The sequence below is a fragment of the Shinella sp. M31 genome, assembly GCF_049199205.1.
Lineage (GTDB): Bacteria > Pseudomonadota > Alphaproteobacteria > Rhizobiales > Rhizobiaceae > Shinella.
Window position 1 is genome coordinate 37,538 of sequence record NZ_JBLZPH010000005.1, and the last position, 13,874, is coordinate 51,411.

Consider the following 13,874-nt stretch of genomic DNA (forward strand, 5'->3'; position numbering starts at 1 on the left):
CTGCCCTATGCTCCCGCCCCTCGCCTGCGAAACAATTCGCGTTTCAGCCCCCGGGACGACGCTGCCGAATCACGTTTCGGGGCACGTAGGCGCCGAATCCGGCCAAATCGGGCGCCAATCCGCGAGCATCAGGCTTTCGATGCTACCCATCCGGGTCATTGCCGGACCTCGCCCTTGGCAAGCTGCGGACTTTCCTGCTTTTCTTTCCAGCCATCACCGCGTCCGAAGCCCTGTCCCACTGACAGGGGTAGGAATGCCACCCCTTTGAGCATGCGTGAAACTGCTTTTTATTCAATGATTTACGCCACGCATCACACGGTGAATCCGCTCAGCTCCGTCGTCCAAAGACACATTGTGGCAAGGCATGCCTCGCACCAGCCAGCGCTGTAAATTAACCATTTGTTAACCATTTCACGGCTACACCGGAGCAACCGAAAATTAACCAAGATGACTGACGTGTTAACTCAACCCCGGCCGATCCGCCTCAAGGGGCGGTCCTTCCTTGCGCTCGCATTGACGCCTGAACTGCCTGTCCAGGACTGGCTGGTTCGGCTCGACGATCTGGCCGCCCGTTCGGCCGGGTTCTTCCTTCGCCGGCCTGTTGTGCTCGATGTCGATGGCCTCGACATCGACCGTCAGGAGTTGCGCGATCTCGTCAGCGAGCTTTCGACCCGCAATGTGCGCGTCATGGGCATCGAGGGTGCACGCACCTCGCAGCTTGGCCCGGACATGCCGCCCGCCATGACCGATGGCCGCCCGGCCGCCGATTTCGAGGCGCCCGCGGCAGAGGAGAAGAGCGGCTCCAAAAAGACAAAATCTGCCGATCCGGTGGAGGCTGTCATGGTCGAGCCGGTTGCCACGCCGGCTACCGTCACGCCGTCGCTCGTCGTCTCGCGACCGGTCCGCTCGGGACAGTCGATCTTCTTCCCGGAAGGCGACGTCACGATCATCGGCTCGGTCGCCTCGGGCGCGGAAGTCGTCGCCGGCGGCTCGATCCACGTCTACGGCCCGCTGCGCGGCCGCGCGATGGCCGGCACCACGGGCAATTCGGCAGCTCGCATCTTCTGCCGCAAGCTGGAGGCGGAACTGATTGCCATCGACGGCTTCTACAAGACGGCCGACGACATGGAAGAGGCCCTGCGCGGCAAGCCGGCGCAGATCTGGCTCGAAGGCGAACAAATCACGGCCGCGACACTCGGCTGAACGGAATCCCCAACCACTGGAGAGGTACATGGGTAAGGTAATCGTTGTCACATCGGGCAAGGGCGGCGTCGGCAAGACGACGTCGTCGGCAGCCCTCGGCGCGGCGCTCGCGCAGAATGGCGAAAAGGTCGTGGTCGTGGATTTCGACGTCGGCCTGCGCAATCTCGATCTCGTCATGGGCGCCGAGCGCCGCGTGGTCTATGATCTCGTCAACGTCATCCAGGGCGAAGCCAAGCTGACCCAGGCGCTGATCCGCGACAAGCGCGTCGAGACGCTCTACCTGCTGCCGGCTTCCCAGACGCGCGACAAGGACAACCTCACGCCTGAGGGCGTCGAGAAGGTCATCGCGGCGCTGAAGAACGCCTTCGACTGGGTGATCTGCGACAGCCCGGCCGGTATCGAGCGCGGTGCGACGCTGGCCATGCGCCATGCCGATATCGCCATCGTCGTGACCAACCCGGAAGTGTCGTCGGTTCGCGACTCGGACCGCATCATCGGCCTGCTCGATTCAAAGACGCTGAAGGCGGAAAACGGCGAACGCGTCGAAAAGCACCTGCTGCTCACCCGATACGACGCCGTGCGCGCCGAGCGCGGCGACATGCTCAAGGTCGACGACGTGCTTGAAATCCTCTCCATCCCGCTGCTCGGCATCATTCCCGAGAGCATGGACGTGCTGCGTGCCTCCAACGTCGGCGCCCCCGTGACGCTCGCCGACACCCGCAGCGCCCCCGCACTTGCCTATTTCGAAGCAACCCGCCGCCTGAAGGGCGAGAACCTGCCGATCACCATTCCCGGCGACAAGCGCGGTTTCTTCGGCAAGATCTTCGGAAGGAAGGCGGCATGAACCTGTTTCGCTTCTTTTCCAAGGGCCAGTCGGCACCGGCCGCGCGTGAGCGGTTGCAGGTGCTGCTCGCCCACGAGCGCGCCGCCACCGGCGATATCGACCTCGTCAACAAGCTGCGCGACGAAATCCTGAAGGCGATTTCCAAGCATATGCAGGTCGATGACGAGAAGGTTTCGATCAAGATGGAACGCGGGCCGCAAGTCTCGACGCTCGCCGTCGACATCGAGATCCCGTTCGACGCCGGCAAGAAGGCCGCCTGATCGACCACAGTTTCAATCGCCGCACCCTCCAGGATGCGGTGTCGGGCAACCCCGAAGAAGGACCACAACCCGGACCATCGGCCGTTTTGACAAGGCCGGATGCCGCATTCTTAAACCACTGAAAAGGAGATTGTCATGAGCCGTTTAGCGTTGCTGGAGAGACTGAAAGTCGCCCAGAAGATGCCCAAGTATCAGGGCCGTGACATCACCACGATCAGCGCCATCCTCTCCAATCAGGCGCTGACACGGCATGTGGAAGTCTGTGAGCAAGGGGCCGGAATTGTGCACCAGCCTTCGGGCAATCCCGTCCAGCATCAGGCTTGAAACCGAAACAACCCCGCTCCGGCGGGGTTGTTTGTTTCAGACACCCAGATCCGCCGCCAGAGCGCGCACGTCGGCGACGTAGCGTTTCAACCGGGTGGCATTGTCGGCAAGCTCCGGGCGGGCGGCGGCCCAGCCGATATAGGTGAGCGCGCGCAGGAGCAGGAAAAGCGGTAAATGCGCGAAATCCGCCTCGGCCTGCGGCCGGATGGCGGCGTAGCCTTCAAGCAGCGACTGCCGCAGCGCCGGATAGGATGGTTCGCGCCGATTGCGCAGCAGCGCCGTCGCCAAATCGAACAGGCGGAAACCGAAGCCGCAATCGTCGAAATCGATGAAGGCGACAGCCCCTTTGCGCACGAATATGTTCTCGCGCACGATGTCGGCATGGATCAGGCCGTAGTCGAGGCCGGGGGCGATGGCCGCAAGGCGCGCGGTCAGCGTTTCGCGCAGGGCCGTCAGATAGGCCTGGTCTTCCGCCGGCAGCACCGCGCAGTCCCAGAACCGCCCCCAGAATGGCGCCTCGCCGAGCAGACCGTCGGCATGCCAGGCCGGGCGCTCGAAACCCACCGGCTGGCGGAAGGCATCGGCCGCACCATGAAGCAGCGCGAGTTCCCGGCCGATGGAGCGGAAGATCGCCTGGAGGTTACGGCCGTCCTGCACCAAGGGAACGCCGGTTTCACCCAGCGGCTCGCCATCGATCCAGCCGATGAGGTCCGCATAATAGGGGCCGTCGCCGAAGGCGACGAGCAGGGCACCGTTCGCGGAAGGGATCGGCTGCGGCACGGCAAGGCCCCGGTCGCGCAGATACGCCATGAAGGCGAGTTCCGAGGCAAGGGCCGCCTGGGAATGATAGGCCGGGCGGTGCAGGCGAAGGGCCGCCGGATCGCCCCAGGCGAGCTTCACCTTGAACACCGCGTTTTCGCGGTACTTGATCAGTTCCGGCACCTGCTCCGGCAGATCCCAATGGGCAAGGGCGGCAATGGCCCGCTGCGTCAGCATCTCCTTCATGCCGCCCATCGGTTCAGAGCCCGCCCAGCACGTCGTCGAGGGTCGACAGCATCAGGTCTGCATTGTCCTTCGAGAAGGGCATGGGCGGGCGGATCTTCGTGGCATTCTGATGAATGCCGAGCTTGCCCATCAGCACTCCGCGCTCGCGCATGCCGTTGATGACGCGCGTGGCGATGTCGGAGGCCGGCGTCTTCTCCGCCCGGTCGAGCACCAGTTCGGCGCCGAAGAACAGGCCGGAGCCGCGCACATTGCCGATCAGCGCGTGCTTTTCCGCAAGCTTTTGCAGGCCCTGCCGGGCATAGGCGCCCACATCGAGCGCATTCGCCTGAAGCTTCTCGTCTTCCAGCACATCGAGAACGGCCATGGCCGCCGCGCAGGAAACCGGGTTTCCGCCGAAGGTGTTGAAGTAGCGAAACGCCTTGCGGAAGGCATTCAAGGTCTCGGAATTCGCAACGACGCCACCGACCGGATGGCCGTTGCCCATCGGTTTGCCGAGCGTGACGACATCGGCAACGATGCCCGCCTTCTGGTGGCCCCACATATGGGTGCCGGTGCGGCCGAAGCCAGGCTGCACCTCGTCGCAGATGACGAGGCCGCCGGCCTTGCGCACCGCCGCCACGGCGGGTGCCAGAAAGTTTTCCGGCAAGTCGGGAAAACCCTCATTGGCGAAGAAGGGATCGATGATTAGCGCGGAAAAGCCGAAGGAGCTCTCCTGCAGGGAGGCGATGGCCTCCTCCACCTTCGCCGCCCAGGCCTTTGCGAAAGCCTGACCGCCCTCGCCGCCCAGCGGGCGGTAGGCATCGGGCGCCGGCACGTGGCGGACATGGCCGCCATAGCCGCCGACCGGCGGCATGCGGGTCGAAAGCTGCGACACCGCCGTCGTGTTGCCGTGATAGGTGAAGTCCGTGGCGATGACGCCCGTCTTGCCGGTCACGGCCTGCGCCATGCGCAGCGCGACATCGTTCGCCTCGCTGCCGGTACAGGTCAGGATCGCGGTATCGAGGCTCTCGTCGAAGGTCGCTGTCAGACGCTCGACATAGTCGAGGATGCCCTCATGCAGGTAGCGGGTGTGGGTGTTGAGCGTCGAGGCCTGCCGGCAGATCGCCTCCACCACGCGCGGGTGGCAATGGCCGACATGCGGCACGTTGTTATAGCAATCGAGATATTTCTTCCCGTCCGCATCCCACAGCCAGACACCCTCACCCTTCACGAGATGGACCGGATCCTCGTAAAAGAGCGACATGTTGCGGCCCAGCAGTTTTTCGCGCCGCGCGCGCAGAGCCTCCTCGCCCGCCATCTTACTTGCCTTCCGCCGCGGTGAGGCCTTCGTCCAGCGCCGAGACGATCTTCTGCACGTCGGCGGCAGTGATGATGAGCGGCGGCGAGATGATGACGTTGGAACCCGAGGTGCGGACCATGACGCCGGCCTCGTAAGCGGTGTCATAGACCTTCTGCACCACGTCCTTGGCGGCACCGCTCTTCTTGGCGCGATCCGAAACGAGTTCCAGCGCCGCCATCAGGCCCAGGCCTCTGACATCGCCGACCAGCTCGTGTTTCGCCTTCAGGCCTTCCAGGCCGGCCATCAGCTCGACGCCGCGGGCGGCGGCATTGGCGGCCGTGTTGACCTTGGCGGTTTCCTTGAGCGTCGCAAGCGCGGCGGCGGCACCGACCGGATGGCCGGAATAGGTGTAGCCGTGGCCGATGGAACCGAAACTGTCCTTGTTGCTTTCGAAAGCCGTCGCGACCTTGTCGGAAATCATCACGGCACCGAAGGGGAAGTAGCCGTTGGTGATGGCCTTGGCGGTCGTCATCATGTCGGGCTTGACGCCCCAGCCGCGCGAGCCGGTCCAGGCGCCGGTACGACCGAAGGCGGTGATGACCTCGTCGGCGATCAGCAGGATGCCGTGCTTGTCGCAGATGGCGCGCATCAGCGGCATGAAGGTCTCATGCGGCACGATCACGCCGCCGGCACCCAGCACCGGCTCCATGATGAAGGCGGCGATCGTATCGGCGCCCTGGAAGGCCACCTCGTCCTCGAACTGGCGGGCGATGGCCTGCGCGATTTCGGCCGGATCGCTCGTATTGAAGGGGTTGCGATAGGGAAACGGCGCGGCGAGATGGAAGACGCCGGGCAGCAGCGGCTCGTAGTTGCGGCGGAAATTCGCATTGCCGTTGACCGAGGCGCCGCCGAAATGCGTGCCGTGATAGCCCTTCTTCAGCGCCACGAATTTCGTGCGTTCCGGCTGGCCGTTGATCTTGTGGTACTGGCGGGCGAGGCGCAGCGCCGTCTCCACCGAATCCGAACCGCCTGACGTGAAGAAGGAGCGCGTGAGGCCGTCTTCCTTGAAGAATTCGGCAAGCTCGTAGGACAGCTCGATCAGCGGCGAATTGGTCGTGCCGCGGAAGGTGGAATAGTAGGGCAGCGCGTCGAGCTGGTCGCGGATCGCCTGCTTCACCGGCTCGCAGGAATAGCCGAGATTGACGTTCCACAGGCCGCCGACGGCATCCAGCACCGTCTTGCCGTGGATATCCACCACCTCGACGCCCGCGCCGCCATTGATGATGCGCGGCGGCTTGGCCTGCATTTCGGCGGGATGCGCCATGGGGTGCCAGAGATGGCGGGCGTTGTTCTCGATCAGAAAGTTGGAATCGCGCATGGGGATATCCTTTCAGAGTCCAAGCATTGTCAGCGCCTGCGCATAGGATTGCGCGGGCTGGAGCACGTCGAAATGCACATAGGGAAGGTTCACGGCAGCCGCGCCCTCGATGTTCTTCAACTGGTCGTCGACGAACACACAGTCGGCGCGGTCGATGCCGACCTCGGCGATCACCTGTTCATAGGCGCGCGGATCGGGCTTCAGGATCTTGGTGTAGGTGGCGTCGACGATGACGTCGAACAGCCCGATCAGCGGGAAGCGCTTGCGGAATTCGACGCCGTAGAACAGGTCGAGCTCGTTGGAGAGGATGGCGAGTTTCAGGCCGGCCTCCTTCGCTTTCAGGATCGCGTCGCGCGCTTCCGGGCGCAGCACCAGTTCGGCATCCGCGCCGCGGGCGCGCTGCACGAAGGTCTTCATATCCGTCCAGTCTTCGCCCAGCATCGCGCCAACCTCGCGGGTGCGCGTCATCCAGTAGTCGCGCTCGGTGATCTCGCGCGCCTGCATCGACACCCAGAGCGGATCGGTCGAGGGATCGAACGGGCCACGCCAGGTCAGCGTGCCCGCCGGAAGACCCAGGGCGCGCTCGGTGATGTCATGCGTCTCGAACAGCGTGCGGGTGACCACACCACCGAAATCGAGGATCAGCGCCTTGCTCATGCAAACCGGCCTTTTTTTACGATGCCCTCGGCGACCCAGCGGTCGAAGACTTCCAGAGCTTTCACCGCAAAGTCCGGGGCGTTGATATGCGTATCCACCTCCTCGAAGGTGACGCTTGCCGGCATGGCCTTGCGCATCGCGTCGACAAAGGCCTCGAGCGCTGCGGGCTCGTGCAGCGGCTCGCCCTCCTGGTCCCATTCCTGAATGCCCTGCGTCGGCAGGAGGAAGGCGACCGGGGCCACGGCGGCCGCCATCTTGTCCGCGACGACGCGGGCGACATCGCGGCGCTGCTCCGGCGAGACGGTGACGGAGGCGATCAGCCGGTTGTGGGCGTGATAGGGACGGCCGGCGAAGCGTACGGGCGTGTCCTGCCAGGCGGGCATGTCCACCATATCGACGGCGCCGGGCGCGACGATCTGCGGGATGCCGGCGCGGCCGGCATTTTCCAGGCGATCCGGGCCCGACGTGACGACAGAGCCGTTTTCCGCATTGGTGACTTCCTGGATGCAGAAATCGAAGACGGCGGCAAAGCCCCGGTCGGCGGCCACAGCCTCATAGGCGCGGCCACCCATGCCGGTGGAATGGAAGACGGCGACATCATAGCCGCGTTTTTCCAGCTCGGGCTTCAGGAATTTCATATATTTGAGGCAGGAGGAGCCGAGCGAGGTCATGCCGATCAGCGGCCGCGCACGATCCGGCCGTTCGGCTGCCTTCGCCGCGCCGACGACCGCGCCGCAGGCCTGCGACAGCACCGCCCGGCAGATCGGGTTCAGCCCGTATAGCCCGCCGGCCCACAGGATCATCATCAGGTCGGGCGCGATACGCTCCGGCGGCAGGAGATGGGAATAGGCGATGGTCGAGACGATGAACTTCGGCACGCCGAGCGGCAGCACGGCGGCGACGTCGAGCGCAAGATCCGTGCCGAGCGAACCGCCGAGCGCGATCATGCCGTCGACCTCGCCGGCCTCCGAGAGCCCGCGCACCAGCGCGGCAGCGCCCTTCGCCATCAGGGACATCGCAGTGTTTTCGTCGCCACTGTCGATGATGGTCTGAATGCTCGTGCCCGCGGCCTCTGCGATGTCATGCTTGGAATGGGCCGGCGCATAGGGCGGCTCGCCGAGAACGCTCACATCGACCATGACGGGAACGCCGCCGGCAGAGCCGATGACCTCGGCCATGAACAGCAGTTCCTCGCTCTTGGTGTCGCCGGTACCGATCACCAGAATCTTCGGCGGACGGGCGCTCAGGCTCATCAACCATTCCTCCTCGTTTTAGTCGGGCGGAGCATCCACTTTCCGGCGTCGAACCCGATCCCGCAAGCCCCGTCCCTCCGACGGCAGCCTGCGAATTACTTAACATGAGAATTAATCTGGCAGGAAGAATCTCGCTTGGCAAGTCCATATTTTGAAGCGTCGGTTCATATAATAAACCTTAATCACTCACCGCGTTGCGGCCGGTTGGCGACGGGCGCCTGCCCCACGCTTCCGCTTGACAGCGTCAGCATATTTTTAACATGTTAAATAACGCCATATTCAAGCCGGGCATTGCAATTGCGCATCCGACCGCCGAGAAAGGCAACCGGACAGGGGAGTGAGACATGGACAGCGAAGAATTCCGTCAATGGTCGCGAACGGTGGCCGATTGGGGTGCGGACTACCGTGCAGGCCTGCGTGAGCGGCCGGTCCGCGCGCAGACCAAGCCTGGCGACATTTTCGGGCAGATTGCCGAGGCCGCGCCCGAGGCCGGCGAGGCGATGGAGGCGATCTTCGCCGATTTCGAGCGCATCATTCCCGATGGCCTCACCCATTGGCAGCATCCGCGCTTCTTCGCATATTTCCCGGCCAATGCCGCACCGGTCTCGGTGATCGCCGATTACCTCGTCACCTCGGTCGCCGCGCAATGCATGCTGTGGCAGACGTCCCCCGCCGCTACCGAACTGGAAACCCGCGTCGTCGACTGGCTGCGCCAGGCGATGGGCCTGCCGGACGGCTTTGCCGGCGTCATCCAGGATTCCGCCTCCACCGCGACGCTTGCCGCCGTCCTCGTGATGCGCGAGAAGGCGCTCGGCTGGAAGGGCAACAGCGAGGGGCTTGCCGCGCACAAGGCCGTGCGCGTCTATGCCTCCAAGCAGGTGCATACCTCCATCGACCGGGCGATCTGGATTGCCGGCATCGGCGAGGCGAACCTCGTGCGTATCCCGACCAAGGGCCCGCTCAACGGCATGGATCCGGAAGCGCTCGACGCCGCCATCAAGGCCGATCTGGCCGCCGGCCACATTCCGGCCGGCGTCATCGCCTGCACCGGCGGCACCTCGATCGGTGCCTGCGACCCGATCCGCGACGTCGCGACCGTCGTCAAGGCGCATGGCCTCTATCTGCATGTCGATGCCGCCTGGGCGGGTTCCGCGATGATCTGCCCGGAATTCCGCACGCTCTGGGACGGCGTCGAAGAGGCCGATTCGATCGTCTTCAACCCGCACAAATGGCTCGGCGCCAATTTCGACTGCTCGGTGCAGTTCATCAGGAGCCCCGCGGATCAGGTGCGCACGCTCGCCATCCAGCCGGAATATCTCAAGACCCACGGCCATGACGGCATCATCAACTATTCCGAATGGTCTGTGCCGCTCGGCCGCCGCTTCCGCGCGCTGAAACTCTGGTTCCTGATGCGCTATCACGGGCTGGAAGGCCTGCGCACGATGATCCGCAACCATGTCGCCTGGTCAGAGGAACTGGCGGAGCGCCTGTCGAAGGAGCCGGATTTCGAGATCGTCAGCGCGCCGGTTCTGTCGCTGTTCTCGTTTCGCCACACGGGCGGCGCGGATGACGATCAGCACAATATCGCGCTCACCAATGCCATCAACGACGACGGCCGCATCTATCTGACGCAGACACGCGTGGACGGGCGCATCGCCATCCGCTTCCAGGCCGGACAGTTCGAGATGACACACGATGATGCGGATACGGCTTTCACCGTGATCACCGAGATCGCCCGCGCAATGAAATGAAACGATAGAGTCTGTCAGGTTCATTTTGAACCTGACAGACTCTAGATTCTTTTGTTTTCGTTTGTCTTCGGGAAAATCGGTTCCCACTTTTCCCTGACAAACTCTAGCGGCGGGGTTATTCCTCGCCGCCCGCCTTGCCCTCGAGCTTGAGGGCGGCCAGTTCTTCCAGCATGTCGAGCAGTTGCTCGATCCGCTCGCCGCCGAAGCGCGCATCGAGATCTGCGTAGACGCGGCGCGAATCCGGCATCACCTCATCGATGACCGCCTGCCCCGCCGCCTCGAGCCGAAGCAGCACACGACGGCCGTCGGCCTTGTCCTTGTGACGGCTGATGAAGCCGCGTTCTTCCAGCGAGCGCAGCATGCGCGTGAGGCTCGGCGCCAGGATGAAGGCTTTCTCCGCCACTTCCGTCGCATCGAGCAGGCCAGCATCCGACAGCGTGCGCAGCACGCGCCATTGCTGCTCGGTCACATCGTGATCGGCGAGAATCGGCCGGAAATGGCTCATGACGGCTTCGCGCGCCTTGAGAAGGCCGATTGCCAGCGACCGCCGGCGTTCGCGCCGCGGCTTGTCCGTCGTGTTGGGGTTGGTCATGTCCACCGAGGCATCCTTCGTCATTCTGCCTCTATCCGCGATTTTTAAAGTTCGCGCAATCGCAAGCCCGCATAGGCCAGGACGAACGGGTCGATTGCCGCCGGGCGCCATGCTACGGTCCGCCACCACGTCAGCTTCTCGAAAGTGCAGTCCTCATGACCCAAGCCTATGTCTTCACCCCCGCCCCGGTCCCCACCCTGCCGGTCGAAGGCAGCACAGAACTCTTTCCGGTGCACCGCATCTATTGCGTCGGGCGCAACTTCGCCGATCACGCCATCGAGATGGGCCATGACCCGGACAAGGAGCCGCCGTTCTTCTTCCAGAAGAACCCCGACACAGTGGTGGCGCCCGCCGACGGTTTCCCCTACCCCTCAGCCAGCGCGGACGTTCATCACGAAATCGAGCTGGTCGTCGCGCTCAAAAGCGGCGGCAGCGACATTCCGGTTGAAAAGGCGCTCGACTGCGTCTTCGGCTATGCCATCGGCCTCGACATGACGCGGCGCGATCTCCAGGCGGAAGCCAAGAAACACGGCCGCCCCTGGGAGGTCGCCAAGGCCTTCGAAAAATCCGCGCCCTGCGGCCGGTTGCATGCCGCAAACGATGTCGGGCACCTAACGGAAGGCGCAATCCGCCTTTCGATCAACGGCGCGCTGCGCCAGGACGGCAATCTCAACCAGATGATCTGGAAGGTGCCGGAGATGATCGCCTACCTCTCCCGCCTCTTCACGCTGCAGCCCGGCGACCTGATCTTCTCCGGCACGCCGGCCGGCGTCGGGGCCGTGCAGCGGGGCGATGTGATGCGCGGCGAAATCGACGGGCTCGGGGCGATCTCGGTCACCGTTCTCTGAGCACGCGCCATTCGAGCACTTTTTACCAGCGCTTTTTACCGTCGGCGACGGCTTGGCCATTCCCGCGTCGATCCCTAACCGCGTCTTGAGAAGATTTTACCGCTTCGTTATACCGGCAACACACGGCATTCACGCCGTTATCGCCGTCGGGGCGGGTTTTTCGCACGTTATGCCGAAGTAAAAATTTACTGAAAGCGATTTCGATTTTCCCGGATCCGTGCCACATTGCGGCGAGCAAGGAACGGAATGTCGGGATGGTGACGATCAAGGAAATCGCCAAGGCCGTCGGGGTCTCCTCCGCCACGGTCTCGCGCGTTTTGAATTACGACCCGGCTTTGTCGATCTCGCCCGTCAAGCGGCAGGCGATCATCGAGACGGCCGAGGCGCTCAATTACGAGACGCCGCGCAATCGCAACAAGGCGAACGGCCCCGTCGCGCCGAGCCTGCTCACCAAGCTCGTCATCGTGCATTTCCTGGAGCCGTCGGACGAGATCGCGGATCCCTATTATGTCGGCGTGCGTCTCGGCATCGAAACACGCTGCCGCGACCTCAAGACGGAGATCGTGAAGGTCTTCCATTCCGACGACCTGCCGGAGGCTTCGCTGCTCGAAAGCGCCTCCGGGGTCATCGTCATCGGCAAACATTCCGATCATGAAATCGCCTGGCTCAGGCAGCATGCCCGCCATGTCGTCTTCGCCGATTTCGACCCGAAGAGCGATCACCTCGACAGCGTCTTTTCCGATGTCGGGCTCGCCACGCAGAAGATCCTCGATTCCCTGAAATCCAGCGGCTACAAGCGCATCGGCTTCATCGGCAGCCATGAGAGCCTGAACGGCAGCGTGCAGCATTTCGCGGAAAAGCGATGCGTCGCCTTCATCGATTGGCAGAAGAAGAACGGCACCTTCGACCCGGACCTTCTGGTGCTCGCCGACTGTTCGAACGGCCAAAGCCTCCGCCTCGACACCGGCTACCGCCTGGCGCAGGATCTGCTTGCGCTGGCGGAACGGCCCGACGTCATCGTCACCTCGAACGACAATATGGCGATCGGCGCCTATCGGGCGCTGCAGGAAGCCGGCCTCTCGATCCCAAAGGACATCGCCGTCATCTCCTTCAACGACATCCCCGTCGCGCAGTTCCTGACCCCCCCGCTCACCACCGTGCGCATTCACGGCGAGCACATCGGCGAGACGGCGGTCGATCTTCTGCTCGAGCGCCTGTCCGGGCGCAGCTATGGCAAGCAGGTTCGCATCGCCACCGAGTTGATCTGGCGTGACAGCTGCCGCAAGCCCTTGGATTTATAATATTTTTAAAACGCCTTCGCAGGCGCAATAAATATTTACTAAATTTTCCTTGCGCGTTTCCTGAAATTCGGTAAATCTTCCCTTCGACGGCAGGAGAGGAGATCCCTGCCGCATAGGTTTCTTGGGAGGAAACGATGAACAAGACGATTCTGTCGCGCCTTGCCGCCGGCCTGTTTGCCGGCGCGAGCCTCTTGGCATCCACGGCGGCCTTTGCTGGCGAAGTCACCGTCTGGTGCTGGGACCCGAATTTCAACGTCGCCATCATGAAGGAAGCTGCCGCGCGCTACACCGCGAAGCATCCCGACACCACGTTCAACATCGTCGATTTCGCCAAGGCCGATGTCGAGCAGAAGCTCCAGACAGGCCTGTCCTCCGGCACTACGGACGCCTTGCCCGATATCGTGCTGATCGAAGACTACGGCGCGCAAAAATACCTCCAGTCCTTCCCCGGCGCCTTCGCCGAACTGTCGAGCAAGATCGATTTCTCCGGCTTCGCACCCTACAAGGTCGAGCTGATGACGGTCGACGGCACCGTCTACGGCATGCCCTTCGATTCCGGCGTCACAGGCCTCTACTATCGCAAGGACTATCTCGAACAGTCTGGTTTCAAGCCCGAGGACATGCAGGACCTGACCTGGGACCGCTTCATCGAGATCGGCAAGGCGGTCGAAGCCAAGACCGGCAAAAAGATGCTCGGCCTCGACATCAACGATGCCGGCTTCATCCGCATCCTGATGCAATCGGCCGGCGGCTGGTATTTCGACAAGGACGGCAATCTCTCGATCGCCGACAATGCCGCGCTGAAGGCCGCCCTCGAAACCGAGCAGAAGATCCTGCAGGCCAACATCCACAAACCGGCCGCCGGCTGGACGGAATGGGTCAACACCTTCACCTCGGGCGATGTCGCGACCGTCACGACGGGCGTGTGGATCACCGGCACCGTCAAGGCGCAGGCCGACCAGAGCGGCAAATGGGGCGTCGCCCCCATTCCGAAGCTCAACGTCGAGGGCGCAACCCACGCCTCCAACCTCGGCGGTTCCAGCTGGTACGTCACGGCGGGCTCGGCCGAGAAGGACGAGGCGATCGACTTCCTGAACGAGGTCTATGCCAAGGACGTCGACTTTTACCAGAAGATCCTGGCGGATCGCGGTGCCGTCGGCTCGCTGCTCGCCGCCCGCA

Annotated in this window: 15 protein-coding genes; 8 read left to right on the top strand and 7 right to left on the bottom strand. The window is 63.5% G+C overall.

All coding sequences use genetic code 11. From position 1 onward, the window contains the following. The first annotated feature begins 447 nt into the window (after positions 1–447). The 4 genes from minC (at position 448) to ACOZKU_RS01395 (ending at position 2,631) form a co-directional block, all read left to right on the top strand. Positions 448–1,203 carry a septum site-determining protein MinC gene (gene minC, locus ACOZKU_RS01380; RefSeq protein WP_421577352.1) on the top strand — a complete coding sequence of 252 codons (756 nt, stop codon included), beginning with the start codon at positions 448–450 and terminating at the stop codon, positions 1,201–1,203. Positions 1,204–1,231: 28 nt separating this feature from the next. Beyond that, positions 1,232–2,047, top strand: coding sequence for a septum site-determining protein MinD (gene minD, locus ACOZKU_RS01385; protein WP_117370198.1), 816 nt, complete (start codon positions 1,232–1,234; stop codon positions 2,045–2,047). Continuing rightward, a complete protein-coding gene (minE, locus tag ACOZKU_RS01390) occupies positions 2,044–2,307 on the top strand; it encodes a cell division topological specificity factor MinE (protein WP_313532028.1) in 264 nt (87 codons plus the stop codon). Before minD ends, minE begins: the two co-directional genes overlap by 4 nt. 135 nt (positions 2,308–2,442) lie before the next feature. Continuing rightward, on the top strand, positions 2,443–2,631 hold the full coding sequence (locus ACOZKU_RS01395) for a hypothetical protein (RefSeq protein ID WP_314091135.1): 189 nt from the start codon (positions 2,443–2,445) through the stop codon (positions 2,629–2,631). Between the two features lie 36 nt (positions 2,632–2,667). Here ACOZKU_RS01395 and ACOZKU_RS01400 read toward each other — a convergent pair whose 3' ends face one another. Genes ACOZKU_RS01400 through ACOZKU_RS01420 form a run of 5 tightly spaced genes read right to left on the bottom strand, consistent with a single transcriptional unit; the run spans position 2,668 to position 8,203 of the window. Beyond that, positions 2,668–3,645 (bottom strand): phosphotransferase enzyme family protein, encoded by a 978-nt coding sequence (locus tag ACOZKU_RS01400; RefSeq protein WP_421577353.1) that lies wholly within the window; start codon positions 3,643–3,645, stop codon positions 2,668–2,670. Between the two features lie 4 nt (positions 3,646–3,649). Continuing rightward, entirely contained in the window at positions 3,650–4,933 is a 1,284-nt protein-coding gene (locus ACOZKU_RS01405; RefSeq protein ID WP_421577354.1) for an aspartate aminotransferase family protein, read from the bottom strand. Position 4,934: 1 nt separating this feature from the next. Beyond that, the gene (locus ACOZKU_RS01410; RefSeq protein WP_421577355.1) at positions 4,935–6,293 is read right to left on the bottom strand and encodes an aspartate aminotransferase family protein; all 1,359 of its coding nucleotides are present in this window, start codon (positions 6,291–6,293) and stop codon (positions 4,935–4,937) included. Positions 6,294–6,305: 12 nt separating this feature from the next. Beyond that, complete coding sequence (locus tag ACOZKU_RS01415) at positions 6,306–6,950, bottom strand: HAD-IA family hydrolase (protein ID WP_421577356.1); 645 nt, start codon at positions 6,948–6,950, stop codon at positions 6,306–6,308. Beyond that, on the bottom strand, positions 6,947–8,203 hold the full coding sequence (locus tag ACOZKU_RS01420) for a Tm-1-like ATP-binding domain-containing protein (RefSeq protein ID WP_421577357.1): 1,257 nt from the start codon (positions 8,201–8,203) through the stop codon (positions 6,947–6,949). Before ACOZKU_RS01420 ends, ACOZKU_RS01415 begins: the two co-directional genes overlap by 4 nt. 344 nt (positions 8,204–8,547) lie before the next feature. Between ACOZKU_RS01420 and ACOZKU_RS01425 the strand changes: the two genes are divergently transcribed. Then, positions 8,548–9,954, top strand: coding sequence for a pyridoxal phosphate-dependent decarboxylase family protein (locus ACOZKU_RS01425; RefSeq protein WP_421577358.1), 1,407 nt, complete (start codon positions 8,548–8,550; stop codon positions 9,952–9,954). 115 nt (positions 9,955–10,069) lie between these two features. On the opposite strand, the gene hpaR is transcribed toward ACOZKU_RS01425, so the two are convergent. Further along, positions 10,070–10,570 (bottom strand): homoprotocatechuate degradation operon regulator HpaR, encoded by a 501-nt coding sequence (gene hpaR, locus ACOZKU_RS01430; RefSeq protein WP_421577359.1) that lies wholly within the window; start codon positions 10,568–10,570, stop codon positions 10,070–10,072. Between the two features lie 131 nt (positions 10,571–10,701). Here hpaR and ACOZKU_RS01435 point away from each other — a divergent pair, with 131 nt between their 5' ends. Next, positions 10,702–11,394 (top strand): fumarylacetoacetate hydrolase family protein, encoded by a 693-nt coding sequence (locus ACOZKU_RS01435; RefSeq protein WP_421577360.1) that lies wholly within the window; start codon positions 10,702–10,704, stop codon positions 11,392–11,394. 22 nt (positions 11,395–11,416) lie between these two features. On the opposite strand, the gene ACOZKU_RS01440 is transcribed toward ACOZKU_RS01435, so the two are convergent. Further along, on the bottom strand, positions 11,417–11,662 hold the full coding sequence (locus ACOZKU_RS01440) for a hypothetical protein (RefSeq protein WP_421577361.1): 246 nt from the start codon (positions 11,660–11,662) through the stop codon (positions 11,417–11,419). On the opposite strand from ACOZKU_RS01440, the gene ACOZKU_RS01445 reads away from it, so the two are divergent. Next, the gene (locus tag ACOZKU_RS01445; RefSeq protein WP_421577362.1) at positions 11,649–12,695 is read left to right on the top strand and encodes a LacI family DNA-binding transcriptional regulator; all 1,047 of its coding nucleotides are present in this window, start codon (positions 11,649–11,651) and stop codon (positions 12,693–12,695) included. The two genes, ACOZKU_RS01440 and ACOZKU_RS01445, sit on opposite strands and share 14 nt — an antisense overlap. A 134-nt stretch (positions 12,696–12,829) precedes the next feature. Next, the coding region (locus ACOZKU_RS01450) for an ABC transporter substrate-binding protein (protein WP_421577363.1) at positions 12,830–13,874 on the top strand (1,045 nt) is incomplete at its 3' end.

Bases quoted from the DNA above. Each gene is read 5' to 3' on its own strand.
- minC (WP_421577352.1), top strand. From the start codon at position 448: ATGACTGACGTGTTAACTCAACCCCGGCCGATCCGCCTCAAGGGGCGG.
- minD (WP_117370198.1), top strand. From the start codon at position 1,232: ATGGGTAAGGTAATCGTTGTCACATCGGGCAAGGGCGGCGTCGGCAAG.
- minE (WP_313532028.1), top strand. From the start codon at position 2,044: ATGAACCTGTTTCGCTTCTTTTCCAAGGGCCAGTCGGCACCGGCCGCG.
- ACOZKU_RS01395 (WP_314091135.1), top strand. From the start codon at position 2,443: ATGAGCCGTTTAGCGTTGCTGGAGAGACTGAAAGTCGCCCAGAAGATG.
- ACOZKU_RS01400 (WP_421577353.1), bottom strand. From the start codon at position 3,645: ATGGGCGGCATGAAGGAGATGCTGACGCAGCGGGCCATTGCCGCCCTT.
- ACOZKU_RS01405 (WP_421577354.1), bottom strand. From the start codon at position 4,933: ATGGCGGGCGAGGAGGCTCTGCGCGCGCGGCGCGAAAAACTGCTGGGC.
- ACOZKU_RS01410 (WP_421577355.1), bottom strand. From the start codon at position 6,293: ATGCGCGATTCCAACTTTCTGATCGAGAACAACGCCCGCCATCTCTGG.
- ACOZKU_RS01415 (WP_421577356.1), bottom strand. From the start codon at position 6,950: ATGAGCAAGGCGCTGATCCTCGATTTCGGTGGTGTGGTCACCCGCACG.
- ACOZKU_RS01420 (WP_421577357.1), bottom strand. From the start codon at position 8,203: ATGAGCCTGAGCGCCCGTCCGCCGAAGATTCTGGTGATCGGTACCGGC.
- ACOZKU_RS01425 (WP_421577358.1), top strand. From the start codon at position 8,548: ATGGACAGCGAAGAATTCCGTCAATGGTCGCGAACGGTGGCCGATTGG.
- hpaR (WP_421577359.1), bottom strand. From the start codon at position 10,570: ATGACGAAGGATGCCTCGGTGGACATGACCAACCCCAACACGACGGAC.
- ACOZKU_RS01435 (WP_421577360.1), top strand. From the start codon at position 10,702: ATGACCCAAGCCTATGTCTTCACCCCCGCCCCGGTCCCCACCCTGCCG.
- ACOZKU_RS01445 (WP_421577362.1), top strand. From the start codon at position 11,649: ATGGTGACGATCAAGGAAATCGCCAAGGCCGTCGGGGTCTCCTCCGCC.